The organism is Paenibacillus sp. FSL P4-0081, assembly GCF_000758565.1.
GTDB classification, from domain to species: domain Bacteria; phylum Bacillota; class Bacilli; order Paenibacillales; family Paenibacillaceae; genus Paenibacillus_AQ; species Paenibacillus_AQ phytohabitans.
Genome location: NZ_CP009280.1, coordinates 5,512,537 through 5,539,282, shown reverse-complemented (window position 1 = coordinate 5,539,282; position 26,746 = coordinate 5,512,537). Strand labels below are relative to the sequence as shown.

At 49.5% G+C, this 26,746-nt stretch carries 20 protein-coding genes; 18 read left to right on the top strand and 2 right to left on the bottom strand.

The annotated features are described in order from the left end of the window. The first annotated feature begins 543 nt into the window (after positions 1–543). The gene (gene ltrA / locus P40081_RS23865) at positions 544–1,836 is read left to right on the top strand and encodes a group II intron reverse transcriptase/maturase (RefSeq protein WP_042132671.1); all 1,293 of its coding nucleotides are present in this window, start codon (positions 544–546) and stop codon (positions 1,834–1,836) included. A 322-nt stretch (positions 1,837–2,158) separates the two neighbouring features. On the opposite strand, the gene P40081_RS40115 is transcribed toward ltrA, so the two are convergent. Next, entirely contained in the window at positions 2,159–2,209 is a 51-nt protein-coding gene (locus P40081_RS40115) for a hypothetical protein (protein WP_229521449.1), read from the bottom strand. 230 nt (positions 2,210–2,439) lie between these two features. Here P40081_RS40115 and P40081_RS23860 point away from each other — a divergent pair, with 230 nt between their 5' ends. The 5 genes from P40081_RS23860 to P40081_RS23840 all read left to right on the top strand — a co-directional run bounded on the left by P40081_RS23860 (position 2,440) and on the right by P40081_RS23840 (position 7,567). Further along, on the top strand, positions 2,440–3,141 hold the full coding sequence (locus P40081_RS23860) for a hypothetical protein (RefSeq protein ID WP_042138772.1): 702 nt from the start codon (positions 2,440–2,442) through the stop codon (positions 3,139–3,141). Positions 3,142–3,344: 203 nt separating this feature from the next. After that, positions 3,345–5,771 (top strand): nitrite reductase large subunit NirB, encoded by a 2,427-nt coding sequence (nirB, locus tag P40081_RS23855; RefSeq protein WP_076245662.1) that lies wholly within the window; start codon positions 3,345–3,347, stop codon positions 5,769–5,771. A 25-nt stretch (positions 5,772–5,796) separates the two neighbouring features. Next, complete coding sequence (gene nirD / locus P40081_RS23850; protein WP_039295419.1) at positions 5,797–6,138, top strand: nitrite reductase small subunit NirD; 342 nt, start codon at positions 5,797–5,799, stop codon at positions 6,136–6,138. A gap of 24 nt (positions 6,139–6,162) precedes the next feature. Further along, positions 6,163–6,981 (top strand): formate/nitrite transporter family protein, encoded by an 819-nt coding sequence (locus tag P40081_RS23845; protein WP_042138771.1) that lies wholly within the window; start codon positions 6,163–6,165, stop codon positions 6,979–6,981. A gap of 103 nt (positions 6,982–7,084) precedes the next feature. Then, positions 7,085–7,567 (top strand): NUDIX hydrolase, encoded by a 483-nt coding sequence (locus P40081_RS23840; RefSeq protein WP_042138770.1) that lies wholly within the window; start codon positions 7,085–7,087, stop codon positions 7,565–7,567. 134 nt (positions 7,568–7,701) lie between these two features. Here the strand turns inward: P40081_RS23840 and P40081_RS23835 are convergent, their stop codons facing one another. Continuing rightward, positions 7,702–8,421, bottom strand: coding sequence for a Crp/Fnr family transcriptional regulator (locus P40081_RS23835; RefSeq protein WP_216626496.1), 720 nt, complete (start codon positions 8,419–8,421; stop codon positions 7,702–7,704). Positions 8,422–8,876: 455 nt separating this feature from the next. On the opposite strand from P40081_RS23835, the gene P40081_RS23830 reads away from it, so the two are divergent. From P40081_RS23830 to adhE, 12 genes are all read left to right on the top strand, one after another. Next, positions 8,877–11,180, top strand: coding sequence for a glycoside hydrolase family 65 protein (locus tag P40081_RS23830; protein ID WP_042138769.1), 2,304 nt, complete (start codon positions 8,877–8,879; stop codon positions 11,178–11,180). Further along, complete coding sequence (locus tag P40081_RS23825) at positions 11,180–13,519, top strand: glycosyl hydrolase family 65 domain-containing protein (RefSeq protein ID WP_063779803.1); 2,340 nt, start codon at positions 11,180–11,182, stop codon at positions 13,517–13,519. Before P40081_RS23830 ends, P40081_RS23825 begins: the two co-directional genes overlap by 1 nt. Before the next feature lie 49 nt (positions 13,520–13,568). Further along, on the top strand, positions 13,569–14,198 hold the full coding sequence (gene pgmB, locus P40081_RS23820) for a beta-phosphoglucomutase (RefSeq protein WP_042138768.1): 630 nt from the start codon (positions 13,569–13,571) through the stop codon (positions 14,196–14,198). A 79-nt stretch (positions 14,199–14,277) separates the two neighbouring features. After that, complete coding sequence (locus P40081_RS23815) at positions 14,278–15,078, top strand: alpha/beta hydrolase (protein WP_042141373.1); 801 nt, start codon at positions 14,278–14,280, stop codon at positions 15,076–15,078. Between the two features lie 40 nt (positions 15,079–15,118). Continuing rightward, positions 15,119–15,628: a GNAT family N-acetyltransferase gene (locus P40081_RS23810; protein WP_042138767.1), complete on the top strand. Its 510-nt coding sequence runs from the start codon at positions 15,119–15,121 to the stop codon at positions 15,626–15,628. Between the two features lie 18 nt (positions 15,629–15,646). Continuing rightward, on the top strand, positions 15,647–16,609 hold the full coding sequence (locus tag P40081_RS23805; protein ID WP_042138766.1) for an alpha/beta hydrolase: 963 nt from the start codon (positions 15,647–15,649) through the stop codon (positions 16,607–16,609). 163 nt (positions 16,610–16,772) lie between these two features. Further along, positions 16,773–18,566, top strand: coding sequence for a cache domain-containing sensor histidine kinase (locus P40081_RS23800; RefSeq protein ID WP_042138765.1), 1,794 nt, complete (start codon positions 16,773–16,775; stop codon positions 18,564–18,566). A 13-nt stretch (positions 18,567–18,579) separates the two neighbouring features. After that, complete coding sequence (locus P40081_RS23795; protein ID WP_042138764.1) at positions 18,580–19,908, top strand: response regulator; 1,329 nt, start codon at positions 18,580–18,582, stop codon at positions 19,906–19,908. A gap of 212 nt (positions 19,909–20,120) precedes the next feature. Further along, on the top strand, positions 20,121–20,948 hold the full coding sequence (locus P40081_RS23790) for a carbohydrate ABC transporter permease (RefSeq protein ID WP_144026132.1): 828 nt from the start codon (positions 20,121–20,123) through the stop codon (positions 20,946–20,948). A gap of 1 nt (position 20,949) precedes the next feature. Then, on the top strand, positions 20,950–21,822 hold the full coding sequence (locus P40081_RS23785) for a carbohydrate ABC transporter permease (RefSeq protein WP_042138763.1): 873 nt from the start codon (positions 20,950–20,952) through the stop codon (positions 21,820–21,822). A 133-nt stretch (positions 21,823–21,955) separates the two neighbouring features. Beyond that, positions 21,956–23,422, top strand: coding sequence for an ABC transporter substrate-binding protein (locus P40081_RS23780; RefSeq protein ID WP_042138762.1), 1,467 nt, complete (start codon positions 21,956–21,958; stop codon positions 23,420–23,422). Positions 23,423–23,865: 443 nt separating this feature from the next. Continuing rightward, positions 23,866–26,487 (top strand): bifunctional acetaldehyde-CoA/alcohol dehydrogenase, encoded by a 2,622-nt coding sequence (adhE, locus tag P40081_RS23775; protein WP_042138761.1) that lies wholly within the window; start codon positions 23,866–23,868, stop codon positions 26,485–26,487. The last annotated feature ends 259 nt before the right edge of the window (positions 26,488–26,746 follow it).

The following is a 26,746-nucleotide window of genomic DNA, read 5'->3' as shown; positions in this document are numbered from 1 at the left end:
TTTTATTATATAGGCGTGCCCAGAGGCACGCATTATCTAATTGGTGAAAGTCCAATCAAAGGAGGGGCCAAGCCACCTTTGTAGCTAGGATGCTTGCGCATGGCGAAATCTGTGTGTAAAAGCGCATCGACAAAAGTACGGGTCAGAGACCGGGCGAGCAACAACCCAGGCCGCAACATCAAGTGAATCCTGCCGCGTCGTCAAAAAGGCCCTGCGAAGGGGAAGAGAGGATGCCGAGTCTCGCTATACTGGACGAAGGCCAAGGAAACTGTACAGAACTTGGATCAGCAGTGAAGAATCCTCCGGCGTATAGGGAACGGCATGGGTTGAAAGATAATGCAGTGAACTGGGGAGACCCTCCCCCACACGGGATTTTTTTTTAGGAACCCGTAAAGAGGCGCTCTATAAGTCCAGAAGACGAAATGAACCGTCTGTGGGAAGGGAGTCCGAGGGGCTCATAGTACCGAAGAACCTAAGGACAACATAACCTTAGGGAGGGAAGGAGCCCTGCTTTGTTTATGCTTTTGGAGGAGGTACGAGTGAGTGAATGCCAAACGGCTAACGACACCCAAGGAAAAAGTTCAAGAACTCCAAGAAAAGCTAGGTCAGGCGGCCAAGGAGAACAGTAAGCGTAAATTCCATGCGTTGTACGACAAAGTCTATCGGTGGGATGTGCTGTGCGAAGCCTGGAAACGGGTGAAAGCAAATAAGGGAGCGGCCGGAGTAGATGAGGTGACGCTTGCAGATATTGTGGAACAAGGAGAAACAAGGTTCCTCAAGGAATGCGAGCGAGCATTGAAAGAAGGCAATTACCATCCGCAGCCCGTACGACGGCACTATATCCCGAAGAAAGACGGGAAGCCAAGACCGCTGGGCATACCCACCGTGCGCGACCGAGTAGTGCAGATGGCAACGAAACTCGTGATTGAACCCATCTTCGAAGCAGACTTCGAAGATGTATCCTTCGGATTTCGCCCGAAACGAAGTGCAAAAGGAGCGCTAGATCGAATCCGGAAAGCCTGCAACCGCAAAGGGAATTGGGTAGTCGACGTCGATATCCAAGGCTACTTCGACAATATTAATCAGGAGAAGCTTATGAAATTGGTACAAATGCGTATTAATGACAGGCGGATCCTAAAGGTAATACGGAAGTGGTTACAGGCGGGAGTCATGGAAGAAGGAAACGTAAGGCGATCCGATTTAGGTACACCGCAAGGTGGCGTCATTTCACCGCTTCTGGCGAACATCTACTTGAACTATTTTGACCGACTGTGGGAGAAACACGGAAGTGGATTGGGAGAACTGACAAGGTATGCAGACGACTTTGTTGTGGTCTGTAAATCCAAAAAGGACGCCGAGCATGCCTATGAGCTCATAGGCAGAATCATGGAACGTCTGGAACTGACCTTACATCCAACCAAAACCCGTATTGTAGGCCTATGGACAGGAGACGAAGGGTTCGACTTCTTAGGGATGCACCACCGAAAAACGAAAGCAGAGACTTCTCAAGGGAAGGTGTACTACACCACGCAGCAGTGGCTAACAAAGAAGGCAGAGGAACGTATTCGAGGAGTGGTCAAAGAAAGATTAGCACCGCCGAGTATGCGCTCAAGATCATTCGTGGAGCATGTGGAATGGCTCAATCCAAAGATTCAAGGATGGAGAAATTACTATTACACGAACTACAGCCAGAAGAGGTTAGCCAAGCTTGACTGGTATATCTTGCAGAGATTCACACGGTGGTATGCGAAGAAGAGACAACGCGGGAGATGGATGAGTTCAGTTTCTGAAGTTAAGTATAGTGCCAAGCAATATGGACTAAAAACGCTGTTGTAATCTGCATGCCCATGAATGACAAACATCGGAAAGCCGTATGAGGGAAAACCTCACGTACGGTTTGATGAGGAGGGGCTGGTTTAAATCCAGCCCTTTACTCTAGAATGCGATAATAATGCAAGAATTAGGAGGCACAGTTCTAATGCCGGTCAGCCGAGTTAACTTTCATCGATCTCTGTGGTATACTCGATTCAGAAACAGCGTACAATGCAAAGAGAGCCGTGCGACCAACACGACTCCCCATTTGCAACAGCCGCTTTTAAGGGCGGAGGCTTGGAATATGGTTTAGCAGAAACAGACCGCATCCTTTGACCAGGGCGGTCTATTTCTTTTTGAGGTAGTTAAGCAGAGCAATAATGAACATGCCGAACATGAACATCAGTGACAAAGCTTGATAAACCTCCATTGGCCTCACCTCCCTTCCGGGAGAATAGCCGACCGCCCTTGTAAGCCTTCTATTGCTTCTGTGATTATAGCATGAGACCTTTTAACTTGGAAGATTATACCGATGATTGCTACATGACAGAAATAATTTGAGAACAGGTCTTCTATGCGGTATCCTTAAAGAGTCAGGGATATTACATAAGAAGGCGGTGCCGTGGAATGTCCACGAAATGGATGGGGCGCTTACTGCTGTGCCTTGTTTTTATAATCACAGCCAGCGGCTGCAGCTCGGTTCTGGGACCGGGAAACACCGGGGGCAACACCGGAAGCGGAAGCACAGGACTATCTTTTTCAATTCTGGTGGGTGAACGTGAAATGGCAGGAACCTCCGGCAGACTGCTTAACGAAGCTTATAAAGAAGGTAATTCCATCATAGAACTGCTGAGAAAGAGCGGGATCGTTACTTTTGCTGCAGACGGCTATAGTATTCTTGAGGTCAATAGAGTTGCGCTTAGTCAGGATATGATGTGGGAAGTACAGGTGAACAGCAAGAAGCTTACGGATTTGAACAGTAAAATCGAGGCTGGAGCGGCGATTCTCTTCTCTGCACAGCCGGCCGCAGCCGGGGCGTTATTTCAACCGGTTATCCTTACGGTGAACGGCGGGAGTGAACAGCCTGAGCTGACGCATTCGCATGTGCTGTCCTTTACGGAAGATTTGTCAGTGAAGGGACTTATGAAGAACAGCGGGATGATTAAGCTGGCAGAAAATAACAAGACGATTCTTACCGTAATGGATTACACGCCACTCAGCAGTGAGGAGTGGAAACTGAAGGTTAATGACAAAGCGCTGCTGGGCAATGGGGTGGATATGAAGCTCAGACCGCAGGACAAGCTGGAGATATCACTGGTTCTGAGGTAATTACGATAGCGGAATCCGTTTTATCAGATACAAGGATTTCTGTGCCGAGTGCGCGGGGTCCTTTTTTTGTGTCTTTTACTTTATGTGAAATGTTTCACATTTAATGTGACTGGAATCACAAATGCCGGGGAATTTTGGACAGTATAATTTCACTATACAGCAAGTTTATGAAGAAATCTGAGTTTTGAAGGAGGGTCCTACCAGTGACAGCGAACAGAGAAAAGTTAGTGCTGATTGGCAATGGCATGGCGGGTGTAGGCACTATTGAACAGATTTTAAAGCTGGGCGGCGCTTATGATATCACGATTTTCGGCAGTGAGCCGCATCCCAATTACAACCGGATTATGCTGTCCTATGTTCTTGAAGGCAGTAAAACCATTGAAGATATTATCCTGAATGACCGTCAGTGGTATGAGGATAACCATATTACCCTGCATACTGGAACGACTGTCATCCGGATTGATGAACAAACCAGGCAAGTGATTACAGATAACGGACAGGCGGTTCATTACGACAAGATTATCATTGCTACAGGTTCTAATTCGTTTATATTACCTGTTCCGGGCAGTACAAAGGACGGGGTAGTCGGCTTCCGTGATATCGCAGATTGCGATGCCATGCTGGCTGCAGCGAAGCAGTACCGCACGGCGGCTGTTATCGGCGGCGGTCTGCTTGGTCTTGAAGCAGCCAAAGGCCTCGTGAATCTGGGGATGGACGTTACCGTTGTACATCTGCTTGAGGATCTGATGGAACGGCAGCTGGACCGTACGGCATCTTCCATGCTGCAGGCGGAGCTTGCGCGTCAAGGTGTGAAATTCGCCATGGGCAAGCAGACGGTCGAATTGACTGGAGAAGAGCGGGTTACCGGGCTGCGCTTCAGTGACGGCAGTGAGTTGCCCGCAGAATTTGTGGTAATGGCAGTCGGAATTAAACCTAATGTTCAGCTTGCCAAGGATAGCGGCATCGAGGTTAACCGCGGGATTGTCGTTAATGACTATCTGCAGACCTCCATGGCTAACGTGTATTCTGTCGGTGAATGTACAGAGCACCGGGGGACCTGCTATGGTCTGGTAGCGCCGCTTTTCGAGCAGGGGATGGTACTGGCCAAGCATTTGTCTGGTGTGCAGACTCCGGGATACGAAGGTTCGGTTGTCGCGACGAAACTCAAGATTTCCGGTGTTGATGTTTTCTCGGCCGGAGAGTTCACCGAAACAGCGGAGCATACCGTCATATCCGCCAAGGATGAGTGGAAGAGAACCTATAAGAAGATTCTGCTCAAAAACAATATTATTGTCGGTGCGGTTCTGTTCGGTGATGTAACGGAATCAGCGAGCCTGCAGAAGCTGGTGAAGCAGGGAACAGAAATGACCGATGAGATCTATGGAGAGGTCATGGGCACAGGCTGCTGCGGCGGAGGCGGAGCCAAGAAAGGTCTATCCGTTGAAGCAATGGCCGATGAAGAGATTGTCTGCGGCTGCAACGGGGTTACCAAAAAGGCGATTGTTGATGCCGTTACGGAGAATGGCTTCACTACAGTGGATGAAATCAAAGCCTGCACCGGAGCTACCCGTTCCTGCGGCGGCTGTAAGCCAGTTGTTGAGCAGATTCTGCAGTTCGTATTAGGGGACAGCTTCCAGCAAAGCGCCAAGCAGGGGATCTGCAGCTGCACCCCGCTTAGCCGGGATGAGATTGTAGCCGAAATTACGGCTAAAGGGCTCAAAACCACCAAAGAAGTTATGCATGTGCTGGACTGGAAGCAGCCGGAAGGCTGTTCTAAATGCCGTCCTGCTGTGAACTATTATCTGGGTATGATCTATCCGGACACCCATGAGGACGAGAAGGAATCGCGCTTCGTTAATGAACGGATGAGCGCCAATATTCAGAAGGATGGAACTTATACGGTTATTCCGCGGATGTACGGAGGGGTTACCACTCCCGAGGATTTGAAACGGATTGCCGATGTTTCCCTGAAATATGATGTGAAGGTTGTGAAGGTGACCGGCGGGCAACGTCTGGATCTGATCGGTGTCAAAAAAGAGGATGTACCGAAGGTGTGGGAGGAGCTGGATATGCCGTCCGGCTATGGCTATGCGAAATCCCTGCGCACTGTGAAGACCTGTGTAGGTTCGCAGTTCTGCCGTTTTGGCACACAGGATTCCATGGGCATGGGCGCTATGCTTGAGCGCAAGTATGAGCGCCTGGATATGCCGGCTAAGTTCAAAATGGCGGTTAACGGCTGTCCGCGTAACTGTGCAGAATCCTGCACGAAGGATATCGGCATTGTCGGCAATGACGGCGGGTGGGAAGTATTTATCGGCGGAAACGGCGGCATTAAGCCACGGATCGCTGATGCCTTCTGCAAGGTAAGAACCGATGAAGAGCTGGTCGAGGTCTGCTCCGCCGTAATGCAGTATTACCGTGAAACCGGCAATTACCTGGAGAGAACTTCAGAATGGGTAGAACGTATGGGCCTTGAGCATATCCAGACCGTTATTCTGGGCAGTGATGACAACCGGAAAGAACTCGCTGCACGGATTGACTTCGCCCTGGCACAAGTCAGCGATCCATGGAAAAAGATGCTGGATGACAACGGTACCCGCACAGCATTGTTCGAACAGACACGGGTCTAGCCTGAAGGGAGAGGGAGAGAAAATTATGGAACTCAGTAATCGAGAGTATGCAGTAGGAGCCGCAGACGATTTCATGCTGCAGATTGGCCGGGTAGTAAATGCAGGAGAGGTGGAGTTAGCAATATTCCGCACATCGGATGGCACTTTCTATGCCGTGGAGAACCACAGTCCCCACCCGAAGGGCGGTCCGCTCGCTGAGGGGATTGTATCCGGCTATTATCTGTATGACCCGCTTCATGACTGGAAAATCGATCTGCGGACCGGAGAAGTTCAGGCTCCGGACCGCGGTCAGGCAGTAGTCCATCCGGTTGTTGTGGAGGACGGAGTCGTCAAGGTTAGTCTGCCTGCGGCAGTGGCAAGGCTATAAATTAAAAGAAGAGCAGGTGTAGATATGTTTACGCAGAGCGTAGAGAATATCGTTGAGACAGCCGTAGGCAAACGCGACAAGATGAATGAGAGCCTGCCCAAATATTTCTTGGCGGCACTCCTGGCAGGAGCTTATGTAGGTATTGGTATTATTCTGATCTTCTCACTGGGGGCTCCGCTGGCAGCGATCAAGTCACCGCTCCAGCCGCTGATTATGGGCGCATCCTTCGGGATTGCCTTGACCCTGGTTGTATTCGCTGGCTCGGAGCTGTTCACAGGAAATAATATGTTCTTCACGGTAAGCACGCTTGCCGGGAGAACTACGGTCTGGGATACCGTGAAGAACTGGGTCCTGGTATTCCTCGGCAATGTAGCCGGTGCAGTGGTTCTTGCCCTGCTGATTCAGGGATCGGGTCTCTTTAAGGCGGCGCCTGCCGAGCATCTGATCTTCGCGGCAGCAGCCAAGAAGATGAGCCTGCCGTTCTCGGAGCTGTTCTTCCGCGGTATTCTCTGTAACTGGCTGGTCTGCCTGGCGTTGTGGATGTCCTCCCGCGCCAAGAGTGAAGCGGCGAAGCTGGTGCTGATCTGGTGGTGCCTGTTCGCCTTCATCGCAAGCGGCTACGAACACAGTGTAGCGAACATGACGCTGCTCAGCGTGGCAGTACTGTTGCCGAATCATCCCGAGACCGTGAGCATTGCCGGCTGGCTGCATAACATGATTCCGGTTACGCTAGGCAATATCATCGGCGGCGGTGTATTCGTCGGCATGGCATACTGGCTGATCTCACCTGTGCGTAGTCCCCGTAAAGTATCAACTGCCATGCAGACTAAGAAAATAAGTTAATTTAGAAGCCCCGCAGTTTAATTACTGCGGGGCTTTTTTGTCACTGAAAGGAGAATCTATCTGTGGTAAGCTGTTTAGGACTCGAATCAGGGAGTGGACAGTCATGAAGAGCTTTAACCATTTTGGCGTATATGGAATTTGCCAGCGTGACGGCAAGCTGCTGGTAATTCATAAGGGAAGAGGGCCATACACCGGAAGGTACGATCTGCCTGGCGGAAGACTCGAAGAGAACGAATCGCTGCTTGACGGCCTGGTCAGAGAATTCATGGAAGAGACCGGATTTGCAGTCAAGGCAGAACGAAACCTGGGCATATTCGATTTTTTTGTCCGTTATCAGGAGGATGACTTCACGCATATGCATCATCTGGCAGCGTTGTACCATGTTGAATTGGACGGGGAGCAGGAGCCAGCAGCTATTTCAGCTTTTGCAGAACAGGATTCGAACGGGATGGAATGGGTGGAATTAGCCCGGATCACGCTGGATTCGGCCTCACCGGGAGCTGTACTGGCAGCGAAGTGGCTTAGCGGGGATGAGCTGACTATGAGGACGGAATACTATGATTTTTGGGAAATAAAGACCTTGTAGAATTGCTTGCAGCGCGGGAATCACTTCAGCAGACAAGAAAAAAAGACGCCGGACAGGGCGCCTTCGACCACTCTATTAATTTATTGGGTCATATATGTTTCATTGAGGTGAATAGAGGGTATTATTATTAGGAATTAAATCCGGCAAATTTCATTAGGGCATAATTCACAGTGGCAGATGTCCTGAAGCATCGACAGATCCTTGATGACAATCATGCCGTTCTCATACTCTACAGCGTCTTTTTTACGCAGATCGCTCAGCATACGGTTAACACTTTCGCGGGTAGCGCCAATCATGTTGGACAGATCAGTATGCGTAATTTTTTTATTGATCAGAATGCTGTCGCCGGTCTTCTCTCCATAGGTGTTGCCCAGACGGATCAGCGTAGAGCAGAGTGCACCCGGTTTGCCGTACATCATCAGGTCGCGGAATTTCGTCTGCGTGAGACGGTGATGAATCCCCATCCATTTCATGAAGTCAATCGCGAAATCACAGTGCTGGCAGATCAGAATCTCCAGATCCTTCTGCTCGATGACGCCGACTTCACTTTCTTCAATTACTTCGGCAGTGAAGCTATGCTTCGTGCTGAAGAAAGGGTCTGCCTGACCAACCATGTCACCGGCCTGATACATATACAGGATTAGTTCCTTGCCTTCGTCAGTTGATTTGGTTAGTTTCACACGTCCACGTTTGATATAAAACAATTTATCCGAATAGTCGCCTTCCCAGAATAGGTGAGAGCCTTCAGGGACCATGCGCTCCTTCATTGTGACCAATAGCCGGTTAAAATTCTGTTCGGAGAAACAGTTTGTATTGCCGCGGGCTTCGATAACATTATAATGTTCCTTTATCATAATCGACATCCCCTTTATTCCCTCAGTTTTTCAGTAAATTTTAAATTAATTATACATGTAAATTCCTCTTTATGGGTAAAAATTTTCGCGAAAAAGTGTCGAATTTTTTACATTGTGATAATTTTCACTTCATTTATGTGAGATATGATATGTTTTCGCGCCAAAAGCGGGTCCAAAACCTGTATTACAGGATATTATAGCAGCTGCCTCCTAATCTGGAAAGATCCTGGGAGCTTGCGGCTTTTTTTGTTTTTGCGGGAAAAAGCACTGAATTGTCTTAAATATTATACCCCACACTGCAGGATTTCCCCATTTCCGTAAAAATGCACATAACTCCGTTATAAGCAGACCTTGGTCCTGAAGGTGCTTAGAGATACTCTGGAACTGAGCGTCCGTACCTCCGTGGACAACTGCGGGAAGGGCGGAACATTCCCCTAGAGAAGGAGAAATCAAATATGGCAAAAGTGGCGGACAAATATCTGAAGGTCGATCCGTGGGCGATTATAGAAGAGGGCTTTGATCCGGAGCGTAACCGGACCTCGGAATCCATTTTTTCACTGGGCAATGAGTATATGGGCGTGCGGGGGTATGCCGAAGAAGGGTACAGCGGAGATTCACTGCCTGGCAGTTACTTGAATGGGCTAAACGAGCAGATGGATGTCGGCAACCATTATAAGGGTATTATCCGGTCATTACGTTATATGGTAAATGCGGTGGACTGGCTGTATACCCGGATATCCGTTAATGGCTCACAGCTCGATCTGGCCCATAGCAAGGTTACGAATTACTCCCGCAGACTGGATTTCTGTACCGGGACATACCGGAGGGAATTCATCTGGCATCTGCCGGACGGCAAACAGCTGCAGATCAGCTTCACGCGCCTGGTAAGTATGACATTGTCTCATCTGGGTCTGCAGCAGATCACCTTTGAGCCGCTTAACTTCACGGGGAGTGTAGATATCTGTACAGGTCTTGATTTCAACATGATCCACGAAGAACACGGCCAGAGCATGTGGAAGCAGCTGCGCAGCGGAGACGAAGGAGCGGTTACAGCTATTCTGGGAAGTACGCTGACAACCGGGAACAAGCTGTTCTCCGGTTTTATGCTTCAGTCCTCCCAGCCTTTAAATACAGAGCTTGTGGAGCGTGACCGGTTCATCGGACGGAAATTCTCGCTTAAACTGTCTCAAGGAGAGCCGGCTTCTTTCACCAAGCTCGTCGTGAATGCGGCGGACAACAAAGCTTCCCATACGGCGGATAGCCTCTGGGCTGAAGGTATGGAGCTTGCAGCAGGGGTAAGCGGGCTGGATGAGCAACAGGTGTTTGCTGACCAAGCTTCTTACTGGAGCGGTATCTGGGCAACCAGCGATATCTCTATTGAAGGCGATCCCGAGAACCAGCAGGGCATCCGGTTCTGCATTTTCCAGCTGTATCAGACCTATCATGGAGATCATCCGGGCTATAATATCGGTGCCAAAGGGCTGACAGGTGAAGCATACCGCGGTCTGGCCTTCTGGGATACGGAATCCTACTGCCTGCCGTTCTATATGTTCAATAATCCGAAGGCGGCCCGCAGCCTGCTGGAGTTCCGCTATAAGACACTGCCGGAAGCCATGCAGCGCGGGAAGGATGTGGATTGCCAAGGCGCTTTTTATCCCATTGCCACGATTGACGGGACTGAGAGCTGTGATCTGTGGCAGCACTCTAACCTTCAGCTGCATGTCGGAACAGCCGTTTCCTATGGCATCTGGCATTATGTGAAGAATACAGGTGACCGGGAATTCCTCTACAGCAAAGGCGCCGAGATGCTGATTCAGATCAGCCGCTTCTATGCGACCCGCGGCCAGTGGGGTCAGCGCAGCGGAGAATACGGTTATTTCGGCGTCATGGGACCTGACGAATTTCAGCTGATGGTCAACAATAACTGCTATATCAATCTGATGGCTAAGAAATTATTTGAATTCACGCTCGAAACCATTGCCGGGATGAAGGTGAAGGCACCTGAAGCATATGCGGACGTTGTTGCCAAAACAGAGCTCCGCGAAGAGGAATTGGCCGATTGGGACAACAAACGCGAGCATATGAAGATTCTGCTGGATACAGAGAGTGGTGTGTATGAGGAGCATGACGGATTCTTTGATATGCCTCATATCGATATTCACTCGATTCCGGTGACCGAATTCCCGCTCTACTCGAATTGGTCGTATGACCGCCTGTACCGTTATGACATGATCAAGCAGCCGGATGTGCTGATGTTCATGTTCTTATATAACGGACAGTTCTCCAGAGAAGCCAAGCTTGCGAATTATGAATACTACGAATCCAGATGTATCCATGAATCCTCACTCTCGCCGTCCATTCATTCCATTCTGGCCAGTGAAGTCGGCAAACATGAGGAAGCTTATCATTTCTTCGAGTTCGCAACCCGTCTGGATCTGGATAACTACAACCGCAATACCAGAGAAGGATTGCATACAACTTCGATTGCAGCAGCCTGGATGAACATTGTATACGGCTTCGGCGGCATGCGTTCTGATGGTACCCGTCTGTCCTTCCAGCCTACACTGCCGCAGCGCTGGACCTCCTATAGCTTCCAGGTGAGGTATGAGGGTGTGCTGCTCGGAATTATTGTGAACAAAGATTCGGTCAGCTTCAGAGCCATAGAGGGTGGAAGCACTGAAGTTACTATTTATGGTCAGCTGGTTCTAGTGGATGCTGCAGGTACGAGGCTTCCGCTCGGTGAAGGGATGATGGCATAATGAACTGGACCGTAAGCGAAAGCAGCTTCGAACCTGGCAGGATTACGACCAACGGGAATAAATATATGACCGGTAACGGGTATATGGGATTCCGGGGTGTGCTCGAGGAGTTCGGCAAGGAGCAGCTCACGGCTGTTACCTTGGCCGGGTTATACGACAGAGCGGGAGATAAGTGGCGTGAGCCGGTGAATGCCCCCAACGGAATGTTCACTATGATCAGCTGTGACGGGAAAGTGCTTAGCGTTCTGCAGACGGAGCCGCAGGCTCATATACAGAGCCTGGAACTCCGCACAGCAGTCCACCGGCGGGAGACGGTGTTCAGTATCCGGGACGGCGGGCAGGTGACCCTCACAGCTGAGCGGTTCGTCAGCATGGATCAGCTGCATGTGCTGGCCGGTAAATGGACAATTCATAGTACGGTGGATTGCCGGATAGAGATTAAGACAGGGATTGACGGTGAGGTCTGGGATATCAACGGCCCCCATTTGTTTGAGCAGCGGATTCAGCTGAAGGAAGGCGTGCTACTGGCAACGGCTGTTACCGGTGAACTACAGCTGCCGGTGGCGGTTGCTGAGCAGGCGGATTTCGCATTTGCAGAGCAGCTTATCCATGGAGAGGCAGCGCTCCGTACGGTTTCTTTTGACGCCAAGGCTGGAGAGACTTATGAATGGTACAAATATGTGGCCGTGTTCACCGGGCTGGACATGGAGGAGGAACCTGCTGTACAGGCGGTACGAACAGTCAGGGCTGCGGCTGCGGCAGGTTATGCAGAGCTGCTGGCAGCCCATTGCCGGAAATGGGAAGAGCGGTGGTTAAGCAGCGATGTGGTGATCGAAGGAGATGATGATGCGCAGTTCGCTCTCCGGTACAGCATTTATCAGCTGCTGATTATTGCGCCAACGTTGTCTGAGAAAGTATCCATTCCTGCTCGCGGCCTATCCGGCCAAGTCTATAAAGGGGCTGTGTTCTGGGATACGGAAATGTTCATGCTGCCATTCTTCCTGCATAGTGATCCCGGCATTGCCCGCAATCTGATGATGTACCGCATCCATACACTGGACGGTGCCCGCCGTAAGGCAGCTGAGTATGGGTATCTGGGTGCTTTTTATGCCTGGGAGAGCCAGGATTCGGGAGATGATGCCTGCACACTGTTCAATGTGAATGATGTGTTTACCGGACGGCCAATGCGGACCTATTTCCGGGATAAGCAAGTGCATATCAGCGCAGATGTCGTGCACGGGATCTGGCAGTATATCCAGTTCACCGGAGATGACAGTATGCTTGCCGATGGCGGCGCTGAGGTCATCTGGGAATGTGCGCGCTTCTTGTACTCGTATGCTTATTATAATCCGGTGAAGAAACGTTATGAGATTCTGGATGTTACCGGACCGGATGAATATCATGAGCGGGTCAACAATAATGCGTTCACCAATGCACTGGTGCAGGAGACACTGGAAATTGCACTGCGGACAGCGGGTCTGCTGCAGGACAAATACCCTGCTGTGTATGCGGAGCTGGCAGGGCAGTTTGCTGACGGACCGTTCCTGGCTGAATTCACAGATATGCTGGAGCATTTCTATGTTCCGCAGCCGGACCCGGACACTCTGGTTATTGAACAGTTCGACCGCTATCTGAAGCTGGAAGAGGTTGCGCTGGCTGAGCTGAAATCACGGGTGATCAACAAACATGAATACTGGGGTGGAGGCAACGGGCTGGCCACCTCCACAAGAATATTGAAGCAGGCTGATATCGTGCTGATGCTGAACCTGTTCAAGGGCAAATTCAGCAAGGAAGTGAAGCAGGCCAACTGGGAATTCTATGAGCCGCGTACCGAGCACGGATCAAGCCTCAGCCCGTGCATCTATGCACTTGTTGCCGCAGATATCGGCTCACCGGACTGGGGATATCCGTATTTCATGCGCACTGCCACTGTAGATCTCACCGGAGAATCGAAGCAGTATGTCGGCGATCTATATATCGGCGGAACCCATCCGGCTGCGAACGGCGGTGCATGGATGGCAGCGGTGCTCGGCTTCGCAGGTCTGCAGTTTGATGGCGTGACCGCTGTGATGAATCCGGCGCTGCCTAAGGAGTGGAAAGCAGTGGAGCTGCCGGTTGTGCTGCGCGGAGACAGCTTCCGGCTGCAGATCAGCCGGGAAGAGATCACCGTTACCGCAGCGCCGGACAACAGCGAAGCTGTAGCATTCGCCGGCTTCGGCGGCGAACCAGAGCTGTGCCGTCCGGGTATGCAGCTGCGGCTGCGGGCTAAGGGTAAAGCGCAAGAGGCTGAACTTCAAATATTATCTGAAATGCAGGGCGGATTTACGCAGAAGTCTTAAACTCAGCTTGTATAAGCAAACAAGAAGCAATAAGGAGGACATATAACAGATGCTGGAGCAAATGAAAGGTGCAATTTTTGATCTGGACGGTGTAATTGTAGATACGGCCAAATATCATTATCTTGCGTGGCGCTCGCTGGCAGAAGAGCTTGGATTCCAGTTCACGGAAGAGCATAATGAACGGCTCAAGGGTGTAAGCCGGATGAGATCACTGGATATCCTGCTGGAGATTGGCGGGCTGGAATTCAGTGAAGCGGAGAAGCTTGTCATGGCAGATAAGAAAAACCGCCTTTACGTGGAATACATCTCCGGACTGGATGAATCGGAGCTGCTGCCTGGTGTCAAGGAATACCTCAGCGGTCTTAGAACGCGCGGTGTAGGGGTTGCCCTCGGTTCAGCCAGTAAGAATGCCGTATTTATACTGGATAAGCTGAATATTGCAGGGCTGTTCGATGCCGTTGTTGACGGCAATAAGGTATCCAGGGCAAAGCCGGACCCGGAAGTGTTTCAGACTGCATGCCGGGAACTGGGCCTGCAGCCGCAGGACTGCGTGGTATTCGAGGATGCCGAGGCCGGTGTAGCCGCCGGGAAAGCTGCGGGAATACAGGTCGTTGGCATCGGGAAACGGGAAGTGCTGAAGGAGGCTGATCTGGTAGTATCCGGATTGCATGAACTGTAAGACCTTGATAGAATTGCCTAGAGGAACTTATTTCCTCTACTACTTATTCTATTATAGAAGGAAAGCTTGAGGGATGATGATGGAAACGTTATTGCTATGGCCTGAGGGTGCGCCTGGAGCGCTGGGAACCAGTGATGAGGACCAGCCCGCGATTACACCTTATTTAGTTGAAGGCAAGCAGAATGCCGCTGTTGTGATTTGTCCGGGAGGCGGCTATGCGATGCGTGCCGATCACGAGGGAGGGCCGGTTGCAGAATGGTTGAATACACTCGGGATTTCAGCGTTTGTGCTGCGCTACCGTGTTGCACCTTATAAATACCCGAGTGCGCTGCAGGATGCGCAAAGAGCGCTGCGCACGATCCGCTTCCGGGCGGATGAATTCGGAATTGATCCGGACCGGCTGGCCATTCTGGGCTTCTCCGCCGGTGGACATCTCGCTTCTGCAGCCGGTGTGCTGTATGATCTCGGGAATGCGGATCACCCGGAGCCACTCGAACGGCTGTCCAGCCGGCCGGACCGGCTGATTCTATGCTACCCGGTCATTTCCATGACCGAAGGGGTAACGCATCAGGGCTCGAAGGAGAACCTGCTGGGAGCAAGCCCGGATGAGCAATTGCCGCTGCGGCTTAGCAGTGAGTTCCAGGTGAGCGCAGAGACTCCGCCAACGTTCCTCTGGCATACCTCGGATGACGCTTCCGTTCCCGTAGAGAACAGCCTGCTGTTCGCCGCAGGGCTGAGCCGTCACCGTGTTCCGTTCGATCTTCACATTTATTCACATGGGATACACGGGATTGGTTTAGGAGCCGATGAGCCGCATACACGGACGTGGACCGATGCCTGTGCATCCTGGCTGGAATTGAACGGTTATACCAAAGCGTGAGCGTCTGCTTCTATGTACGCGCCCAAAGGAGGTACATATAATGAAGCTTAGATTTTCACATGTGCATACAGCGGAAGAAACCGCTGAGGTTGCCCGATTGGCGGCGGAAATATGGCGCGAATACTATGTCTCCATTATTACCGCCGAGCAGATCGATTATATGCTTGGAAAGTTCCAATCGGTTCCGGCGATTACGGATCAGATCCATCATCAGGGTTATGAATATTACTTAATCCATAACGGTGAAGGCTCCACAGCCGGTTATATCTCGGCCAGACAAGAGGAAGGAAAGCTCTTCTTGAGCAAGTTTTATATAGGCAAGGAGTACAGGGGGCGCAGCTATGCCAGCCAGGCGTTGGCCTTCCTGGAGAAGCTGTGCCAAGACAGAAACCTGACTCATATTTGGCTAACGGTCAATCGTGATAATGAATCCAGTATTGCAGTCTATAAGAGAAAAGGCTTTCGGACCCTAAGGGAACAAATGGCGGATATCGGGAATGGATTCGTCATGGATGATTATATTATGGAAAAAGAAATTCCGGTCCCCTGAGAGAGGAACGGCATATTTATGAATAAGGATTCTTCCTATAATCAGTCGGTGACCTATTGGAAGCAATATCAAAAGTTTTTCCCTGATGACATGCAGATCAATGAAAATCACTTACCCACAGAAGAGTGGATGACCTGGAACAATGCTCATATTCACCTGGATCGTATGCCTGTTCCTGATGCACAATTGAAAATTATTTTCATTCATGGAGCTGGCGGTAACGGCAGGTTGCTCGCTCCTTATGCACGAATGCTGCAAACCTACGGTTATGAAGTAGTGTCGCCGGATCTGCCGCCTTATGGTCTAAGCTATACCGATTCAGCGGAATCATTGGATTATCAGCTCTGGATTGACATCCTTAATGAATTGATCGATCAAGAGCTGAAACGGGACGGCAAGCCTATCATTCTGCTGGGCTCCAGTATTGGAGGCATGTTAGCTTATCACACGGCTGTACAAAGTAAACGGGTCAAAGGGTTAATTGCAACAACATTTGTAGATACGAGTGATTCAAAAGTTCGTGATCAGTTAGCTCCTAACAAGCTTATTAGCCGGTTAGGGGGATGGTGTATGAATCAATTCCCTTCCCTATTAGACTCCTTGCAGATCTCTGTGAATAAAATATCCCGGATGAAATGGATCACGAACAACGCTGAACTGACCAGACTCATTATGAAGGATCCCCTTGCGGCAGGAACATCTATTCCCTTACGCTTACTAAGAACGTTCTTGAATATGAAACCGGTAATTAAACCTGAGGATTTTGAGGGTTGTCCGGTATTGCTTGTTCATCCTCAATTAGACCCTATGACTCCTTACCGCTTCAGTAAACCGTTTTATGATAATCTCAAAAGCAGAAAAGAATATGTGAGTTTAGAAGGCGCCGGTCATTTTCCGATTGAACAACGGGGGCTGGAGCAGATGATTGTTGCTGTGCTTGCTTTTTTGAGAACGATTGAGAACGAACCCGATAGAGAATGATTGTGATAAAACCAGTCTGACACGGTAGCTTCGTGTTATGGCTGGTTTTTGTTTAAATAAAATAATGGTGAAACTCCATACAAATGAACATAAAGAACTTTGAAATAAACCTATGTAAGCGCTTATAGGTTTGTTATATTATTGAAACTGGAGGTGTATCCAGATGTTGTCGATGCTTATTAAACCTATCGTTAAGCTGAACGTCAAGCAGCAGCTGATTCTGCTGTTCCTGATTATGATCTCGCCCATCCTGATTCTGAACAGCTACGGCAACTATAAGGCGGAAGAGATTCTCAAGCGCCATGTGACCAATGCCTATGTGGAGCTGAACAAGCAGAATTTCGCCATCATTAACAGAGACATTGATACGGTTAACAAAATAACGACGACCGTCATCCAGAATCCGATCCTGCAGCAGCTGAATATGAGCGGGGATGATCCGGTGCTTGAACGCGTCGAACGGTACGAAACCATTGAGAAGCTGCTGGGCAGCTACTCCCAGGGAGCCGAGCGGGGCGACGGGATTTACTATTCGCTGTACGTGTATGATCCGGACAACTATTACTTTTTCGCTCCCAATTTCCCGCAGGTGAAGAAGGCGGGGGTTTATTTTTTCTCCAAGGGTGAAATGCCTTATTGGTTCGAGCAGGTGGTGCAGCAGAAAGGCCACGGGTATCTAATGTTCACGGAGAAGCTGAGCCCGCAGGCCGAGGATCTGAAGACCCTCACTTATGTCAGGGCAGTTAATAATATCTATAGAGGTGCAGGCACAATCGGCGTGCTGGTGGTGACCAAGATGGAATCGAAGATCGGAGAGTCGCTGAAATCCATCTCCCTGCCGGACGGGGAAATTTATTTGACGGATATGAACAACCGCGTGCTTGCCTCTACTACGAATTCAACGGGGGAAGTTATTGCTCTTCCAGAGGGTTCTGAAGCCGGTGACCCGGAGGGGACCGAGGATATCATCACAGATGACTTCATATATGTAGTCAACAACAATCACGCCTTCGAGCAGAAGCTGGTGTATAAGGTTCCCGTCAAGGCGCTGCTGCAGCAGCAGAACGAAATGAAACGTGTCATTCAATACATAACCGTTGCTTACGCGCTGTTTGGGCTGATCATTATCACCTACTTCTGGCGTTCGCTGATGACTCCTTTGCAGAAGCTGGCTTTTTTTGTGCGCAAGTATGAGCCTGGCAACCGCGTTCCCGAGACTCCCCGGAGAGGCAGCAATGATGAGGTCAGTGTGCTGATCGCTTCCACCTATGATATGGCCCGCAGGCTCAACAGCCTGATTATGTACAAATACCAGATGGAGATCAAGCAGAAGGAAGCCCAGCTACAGCTGCTCTATCAGCAGATCAATCCGCATTTACTGTACAACACCCTGGAGAGTATTTATTGGAAAAGCTCGCTGGAGGGCAATGTGGAATCCGCGGAAATGATCAAGGAATTATCCAAGCTGATGAAGATCAGCTTAAGCCGGTGGAGAGAGCTGATCACGCTCGAGGAGGAGCTGGAGCATGCCAGTGCCTATATCAAGCTGCAGCAGCACCGGTATGACTATGTGTTCGCCGTTATCTGGAATATTGCCCCTGAAACCAAAAGTAATCTGATTCCCAAGATCACCCTGCAGCCGTTAATCGAAAATGCCATTATTCACGGTGTCAAAAATATGGATGAGGACGGCGAAATCATCATCACCTCCGTTCTGCAGAATGACAGGATTCTGATTACCATTGAGGATAACGGCTATAAGCAGGTCGATTATAAGGCAATCGACTATGTACTGAATGATGAAAGCCCCAACCCGGCCAGCGGATATGGTATACGCAATATCAATCAGCGTGTGCATCTGCATTTCGGCCAGGATTACGGGATCAGCTACGGACCGCGTACCGGCGGAGGAACCGTGGTGACAGTGACGCTTCCGAAATCAGAGACTATAGAGTAGAGGAGAGATCAAGGTGTTCAATATACTGGTTGTTGATGATGAGCCGCTTATTTGTAAAGGGCTAAGCAGTCTGCTGGCCGCTTCAGGCCTTGATATTGACCATATTTATACCGCGAACAGCGGATTTGAGGCACTGGATTGTATCCGGATGGAAGAGATTGATCTGCTCGTTACGGATATTCAGATGGGAGCGATGAGCGGCATCGAGCTGATGCAGCATGCCAAAATGGCCAAACCCTGGGTGCAGACGATCGTCATCTCTGCGCATGAGACCTTTCAGTATGCCCAGATGGCCGTCCGGCTGGGAGCCAAGGATTATCTGATCAAGCCGCTGAACAGTGAGCAATTCCTTGATTCGGTGCGCAGTGTAGTCCTCAAGATGGATAAGCCGTCACCGGAGCTGGCCACCTACATGGACGGGATCAGTGAAAGCTTCCGCCTGGAGGAGCCTCTACCGGAGTATAGCGAACTGCTGAATACGCTGCTTGCCGAAACCGCTTCAGTGCTGGGGAGGGAGGAGGAGCTGCGTAAGCTGGATGAGCTGAAGCTGCAGGGACCATTTTTTGCCGTCATCAAAATCAAGCTCCCCATGCCGGAAGAACGGCGTGAGCAGAAATATACTTCCCGTGACCGCAGTCTGCTGCGTTATGCCGCCCTGAATATTGCCAAGGAGCTGCTCGATCAGGAGTGGAACTCTACAGCCTTCTATTCACCGGACCAGGAGATTACAGTGATTATCCAGTGGGATGAGAAGAGCTACGAGGAATCGGCCACCGGCCAGGTAGGACGGCTTGATGTGCTCGGGCGCAGTCTGCATTTCAATATCCACCGCTATCTGCATCTGAATGCTGTAATCGGCATCAGCCAGATTCTCAAGGGGATTAGCTTCATGGATGTACTGAACCGCCAGGCCTCGAAGGCCATTCTATGGAACAAAGAGCATGCCGATCACTATGTGTTCTACTATGGCGATTTCAACTGGAACAACTATGCCGCTGATCCGTCACCCGAGGAGCTGCATACGCACAGCAATCTGATTGTGCAGAAGGCCAAGGAGTATATTGACGGGAATTACGCCCAGAAGGGCTTAACGATCCATGAGGTTGCCAAGAAGAACCATGTCAGCCCCAACTATCTGAGTTATCTGTTCAAGAAAAATACAGGCCATAACCTGTGGGAATATGTCATCAAGCTGCGGATGGAGGACAGCCGGGAGATGATTCTGAATACCGATCTGCGCCGGTATGAGATTGCCGAGCGGGTGGGGTATGAGTCGCCGGAGCATTTCAGCAAGATTTTCAAAAAATACTACGGAATCAGCCCCAGTGAACTGAAGAAGTAAGAACGCTTACGATTGCCATAGATATAGACATGTTCAGCCTCCCCCTCATTTTCTACAATTAAGGTAGGAAGCACTTTGCGAAAGTGCTGAAAGACGAAAGGAATGAGGGAGCCAGAATGAACCAGTCTGCTGCGTTACATGATCACCTGCCAGCGGAGCTCGAGAGCAAGCCGTATAAACAGAACCGCTGGAAAAAGAATTTTTGGGGCTTTATGTTCCTCGTCCCCGCGATCATCATCTTTATTATGTTTATGTGGGTGCCTATCTTCAAAGGATTCCTGTACAGCTTCTACACGGTGGACTTCGTCAAAGGAAATACATTCGTAGGCATGGACAATTACGCCAGAGCACTCACGGATCCGGATGTCCTGATCGCTGTGAAGAATACCCTGTATTACATGCTGCTCTGCCTTGTGATCGGCTTCTGGGTACCGATTGCTTTTGCAATTGCGATCTCCGAGCTGAGGAAATTCGGCGGATTCGTACGCGTAGCGGCGTATTTGCCTTATGTAATGCCAGCGGTTGTCTTGTACGGACTATGGAGATGGCTGTATGATCCAGTCGGGCCGATTAATGCCCTGATTGGCAGCACGGGGGCAGATCAGATCGCTTTCCTGACGGATACCAGGTGGTCGATGATCTCGCTTGTCTTCATGGAGACCTGGCAGCAATTCGGCTCGGGGATGCTGATCTATCTCGCTGCGGTGCTCAGTATTCCCAGGGACTGGTATGAAGCCGCTGAGATTGATGGAGCCGGAGTCTGGGCCCGCATCCGCCATATTACGCTGCCGTCGCTGCGCAATCTGATTCTGCTCATGCTGATTCTGCAGATCATTGCTACCTCTCAAGGGTACCAGTCGCAGATGGCCCTGCTTGACGGAGGACCGAACAATGCTACGCTGACCTATGCGCTGCTCATTGTGAAATATGCTTTTACAAGACTGGATTATGGTACGGCGACTGCGCTGGGAATGCTGATGTTTGTTGTTCTGGGCGGTTTGGGCATCTTACAGTTCAAGCTTAACAAGGAGGACAACTAGGATGAAGAGCGCAGACAGAGGGATTCTCTCCGAACATGATCTTAAGAAGACCGGCAACAAAATCGTATACGGAATCATGGTGTTTTTTATTCTGTTAATGATTTTTAGCATGCTATATCCTATTTTGATGACCATGTTCAACGGACTTAAGTCTAATGTTGAGGTTAACTCATTCCCGCCGCATTTTTTCCCGCAGGAGTGGCATTTCAGCAACCTTAAGGATGCGCTGGATTATATCAATCTGCCGATGTTCCTGCGGAACACGCTGTACATCTTTGTCGGAAACATGGTAGCTACCCTGGTTGTACTGGGCCTGGCGTCCTTCAGCATCTCGCGGATGAATGTGCCTTACCGCAAGGCCTTCTACTTCTTCTTCCTGATGACGCTGTTTATTCCGGCCACGAGCTATATGATCCCGAACTTTGTCAATCTGAAGGAACTCGGGCTGCTGAACCAGTATGCGGCTTTCTGGCTGCCGGCTGGGGCGAATACCTTCTTCTTCCTGCTGCTTAAGAACTTCTTCGACGGGATTCATCCGGAGATTCTTGAAGCCGCACGGATTGACGGGGCCTCTGAGCCGAGAAGCTTCTTCACCATTGCTGTTCCGCTGTCCATTCCGATTTTTGCAACACTGGCGATCTTTATCTTCTCCACAGCCTGGAACGACTGGTTCTGGCCGTCGCTTGTCATGCACAGTGAGGAGAAGTACACGCTCGCTACAGCGATCTATAAATACGTTATTAATGTAAAAGCACTGAACACTAACATCAAATTTGCCATTCTGTTCCTTGTTTCTTTGCCGCCTATTCTGGTCTTCCTTGTTTTCCAGAAGTTCATTATGCGCGGCGTTTCCCTGTCGGCTGTCAAAGGGTGATCAGAATTATGCTGCAGGGAGATACGGATCGTAAACCTGCACATGAAAGGAATATAAATACACCTCGTTTGTAAACGGTTTCTCTTTTATGATGAATTTGTAAGCTAATTATGAATTGAAAAGGGGAGTTTCAATGCGTAAATTTTCCAGCGTATTAGCATGTCTCCTGGTGACGGGATCGTTATTGTCCGCTTGCGGCGGCAATAATAACGGGAACAAACCGGCGGCAAATGGAGGAGAGGCGACGCCTGCACCAGCAGCTACTAATGCAGCAGAGGAGACCGCTGCTCCGACAGAGGCACCGGTAGATGATATCACCCAGAGAAAAGTAACGATCAAAATTCACTATCCTACCCCTGACCTTACCGAGGTAAGAGCACAGGAGGATGACAAGATCAAGCGGTTCCAGGAGGTCTATCCGAATGTAGAGATTGTCAAGGATGACTGGCAGTACAATGTAAGCGAAATCGGGGTGAAGATGGCGGCGAATGAAGCTCCTACCTTCTTCAACACCTATGCAACTGAAGCGAAATTCCTGGTCGAGAAGGGCTGGGTCGCTGATGTTACGGATCTGTGGAACAACTATGAATTCAAGGATCAGATTAACCCTGTCCTGCAGAATCAGTTCATTATTGACGGCAAAGTGTATGGCGTAACGCAAAAGGGTTATGTCACTACAACAATGATTAATAAAAAGATGCTGGATGAAAAAGGTGTAGCCGTCCCTCCAATGGACTGGACCTGGGATGATATGCTGAATACCGCCAAAGGGGTAGCGGATACCAAGAAGGGGATCTCCGGTATTGCTCCAATGGGTAAAGGCAACGAAGCAGGCTGGAATTGGACCAACTTCCTGTTCGAAGCAGGCGGTGAAATCCAGAAGATTGAAGGCGGTAAGGTTGTGGCTACATTCAATTCGGATGCCGGTGTGAAGGCGCTGGATTTCTATAAGAAGCTGAGATGGGAAGCCAAAGCAGTTCCTCAGGACTGGGCGCTTGGCTGGGGCGATGCTGTCGGCGCGTTCCAGCAGGGACGTACTGCTATGGTAATGGCCGGATCTGACGGTGTTATCGAGCAGGCGCTCAACCAGGGCGGACTCAAGCCTGAAGATGTACTTACTTACCCGATGCCAGCTGCTGAAAAAGGCGGCAAGCATACCGGCGTACTCGGCGGTGACTATCTGGTTATCAATCCGAACGCCAGCAAAGACGAGCAGGAAATGGCCTTCCGCTATATTACTTTCGATTACTTCTCTGACAAAGGCCTTGAAGCTCTTGACGCGATTATCAGCCAGCGCAAAACGGACGGCAAATACTACATCCCGCCGCTCCTTGATTACTATGCTGCTGATTCCGACTTCGGCAAGAAGACCAAAGCTGTCTATGACAAGTACGACATCGTTTATCAATACAGCCCTGAAATTATGGCGCTGCTGGATGGTAAGCCTGAAGCACAATACAATACTCAGGATTACTACGCAACCATGTCCAATGTAATCCAGGAGCTGTTCTCTAAGGATGGTACAGATTCCAAAGCCCAGCTCGACGCTGCCGCCAAAACTGTTCAAGAGAAATTCTTCGATACTATCAAAGTGGAATAGTCACTTGCTGAATGAGTGGTTACGATGCTTGATAGAGGATTTATAACGCTAAGGCAGGAGACCCGGTCTCCTGCCTTTTTGCTTGCTCTGATTTATATTTATACTTCTATGTAAGAGAATGCGGCAGGAGAGTAGAGCTGACGAAGATTAGGAAGAACATCAGATAGCACCATTATTCTGGGGGAAAAACAAGGCTGAAGAGCTGGATTCAAGAAAAGCAGGGGAGGCTAGATGGCGGGCGTTCGCAAATCGGACAAATATAAATGAATTATCACACAATAAATGGAGAATAGACTATAATATGATCGAATGAAAGCGCTTTGAAAACAAATCAAAAAAAACTTTATACTTTGTGAAAGATTTCACTATACAAGGTGAAAAGGATATGATAAGATAAATGTGTAGAGAAAAACAACCTAAAAATTGACAGGAGGACGAGGGAGATGGCAGTTAAAAACGAAGTCGCCGCCCAAGTGAAACAAACCACCGCTGAAGAATATATTCAGACTTTGGTGGATAAAGCAAAGAAAGCTCATGAAGCGTTCATGGGACTGGATCAAGAGCAAACTAACACAATCGTTCATGCAATGGCGTTGGCCGGACTCGACAAACATATGTACCTGGCTAAGCTGGCCGTTGAAGAAACAGGACGCGGTGTCTATGAAGACAAAATTACGAAGAACATCTTCTCAACTGAATATATCTGGCACGGAATTAAGTACGACAAGACAGTAGGCGTTATTGAGGATAACGCTTATGACAACTTCCAGAAGATTGCTGAGCCTGTCGGAATCATTATGGGTATCACACCGGTAACCAACCCAACATCCACCACGATGTTTAAAGCTTTGATTTCCGCTAAGACACGTAACCCTATTATATTCGGATTCCACCCTTCAGCGCAAGAGTGTAGTGCGGCAGCCGCCAAAATTCTACATGATGCAGGTGTGAAGGCTGGCGCTCCTGAGAACTTCATCCAATGGATCGAACTTCCGACCATGGACAAAACAAACGCATTGATGAACAATCCTGACGTTGCACTGATTCTGGCAACCGGCGGATCGGCAATGGTTAAAGCGGCTTACAGCTGCGGCAAACCGGCACTCGGCGTAGGTCCTGGTAACGTTCCTGCTTTCATTGAGAAGAGTGCTGACATTGATCAGGCAGTGACAGACATTATCCTTTCCAAAACATTTGATAATGGTATGATCTGTGCTTCCGAGCAAGCGGTTATCATTGAAGAAGCGATTTTTGACCAAGTGAAGAAGAAAATGATTGCGAACGGCTGCTACTTTGTAAACAAAGAAGAAGCTGCCAAGCTGACAAGCGGCGCAATGAATGTAGAAAAATGTGCGGTTAACCCGGCTATCGTCGGCCAATCCGCTGTGAAGATCGCTGAAATGTGCGGAATTCAGGTTCCTGCCGGCACGAAGATCCTGGTAGCTGAACTTGAAGGCGTAGGTACCAAATATCCGTTGTCCGCTGAGAAGCTGAGCCCTGTTCTGGCTTGCTACAAAGTGAAGAACGCAGATCAGGGTATCGAACGCGCAGCTGAAATCGTTGAATTTGGCGGCATGGGCCACAGCTCGGCTATCCACTCGAACAACGAAGAAGTAATCATGAAGTTCTCCAACCGTCTGCAAACCGGACGTATTCTCGTCAACTCGCCATCCACACACGGCGCAATTGGCGATATTTACAATACTAATATCCCTTCATTGACACTGGGCTGCGGATCTTATGGACGCAACTCTGTATCGCAAAACGTGACTGCAATCAATCTGATCAACGTGAAAAGGGTGAACCGTCGTACCGTGAATATGCAATGGTTTAAAGTACCTGACAAGATTTACTTCGAAAAGGGATCCACACAGTACCTGGCCAAAATGCCTGATATCACTCGCGTAGCTATTATTACTGACCCTATGATGGTTAAACTGGGCTATGTGGAAAGAGTTGAGCATTACCTGCGTCAACGCCAGACTCCGGTAGCGATCGAAGTGTTCTCGGAAGTTGAACCGGATCCATCGACAACTACTGTAGAAAAAGGCGCTGCAATGATGAACAGATTCCAGCCGGACTGCATCATCGCACTCGGCGGCGGTTCCCCAATGGATGCTGCAAAAGGAATGTGGTTGTTCTACGAACACCCGGATGCAGACTTCAACGGCCTGAAACAGAAGTTCATGGATATCCGCAAACGGGTATACAAATTCCCTAAGCTCGGCAACAAAGCGAAATTCGTTGCGATTCCAACAACTTCCGGTACAGGTTCTGAAGTAACTTCGTTCGCAGTTATCACAGACAAGACAACTGGCAATAATACTAAGTATCCGCTTGCTGATTATGAGCTGACTCCAGACGTAGCTATTATTGATCCGGAGTTTGTATACAGCTTGCCGAAAACTGCTGTTGCCGATACAGGTATGGATGTATTGACACATGCAATTGAAGCTTATGTATCTGTAATGGCTAGTGACTATTCCGATGGTCTGGCAATCAAAGCCATTCAACTGGTATTCCAGTGGCTGGAGAAATCCGCACTGCAAGGCGACAAGCTTGCCCGCGAAAAAATGCACAACGCTTCGACTCTGGCAGGTATGGCTTTCGCTAATGCATTCCTGGGTATCAACCACAGCTTGGCGCACAAATGGGGCGGACAGTATCACACAGCACATGGCCGTACCAATGCCATCCTGATGCCGCATGTTATCCGTTACAATGCCAAGAAACCTACGAAGTTCGCTTCGTTCCCTAAATATTCGCACTTTGTAGCTGACGAACGGTATGCTGAAATTGCCCGTATCCTGGGATTGCCAGCACGCACAACCGAAGAAGGCGTAACCAGCTTGATCAATGCAATCCGCGACATGAACAAAAAACTCGGTATCGAAGAATCCTTCTCGGCTCTTGGCTTTGATCCTAAGGACTTCGAATCCCGTGTAGATTACCTGGCTGACCGTGCATTTGAAGACCAATGTACAACTGCCAATCCAAAAATGCCGCTGGTATCTGAACTTGCTGATGTATACCGCAACGCATTCTATGGAAGATTCGACAACTAATTTAAGATTGTCTGGCAAAGAACAAGGTTAAAGGTTAATATGGAACTGGATGGAAGTGACAAATATCACCGAAAGAGTGATATTTGTCACAGTCCTTTTTCAGAAAATAAACTAAAATGTTTATATAAACAACGATCCCAGTTATGAAGCCGCGATTGTGAATTTTATAACAACCAATAGCTATGGGATCACGAGACACGGGATTAACCTTCAAGCCCGCGATCTCTACAAATATACTAAATATAAATGGAGGGATTTA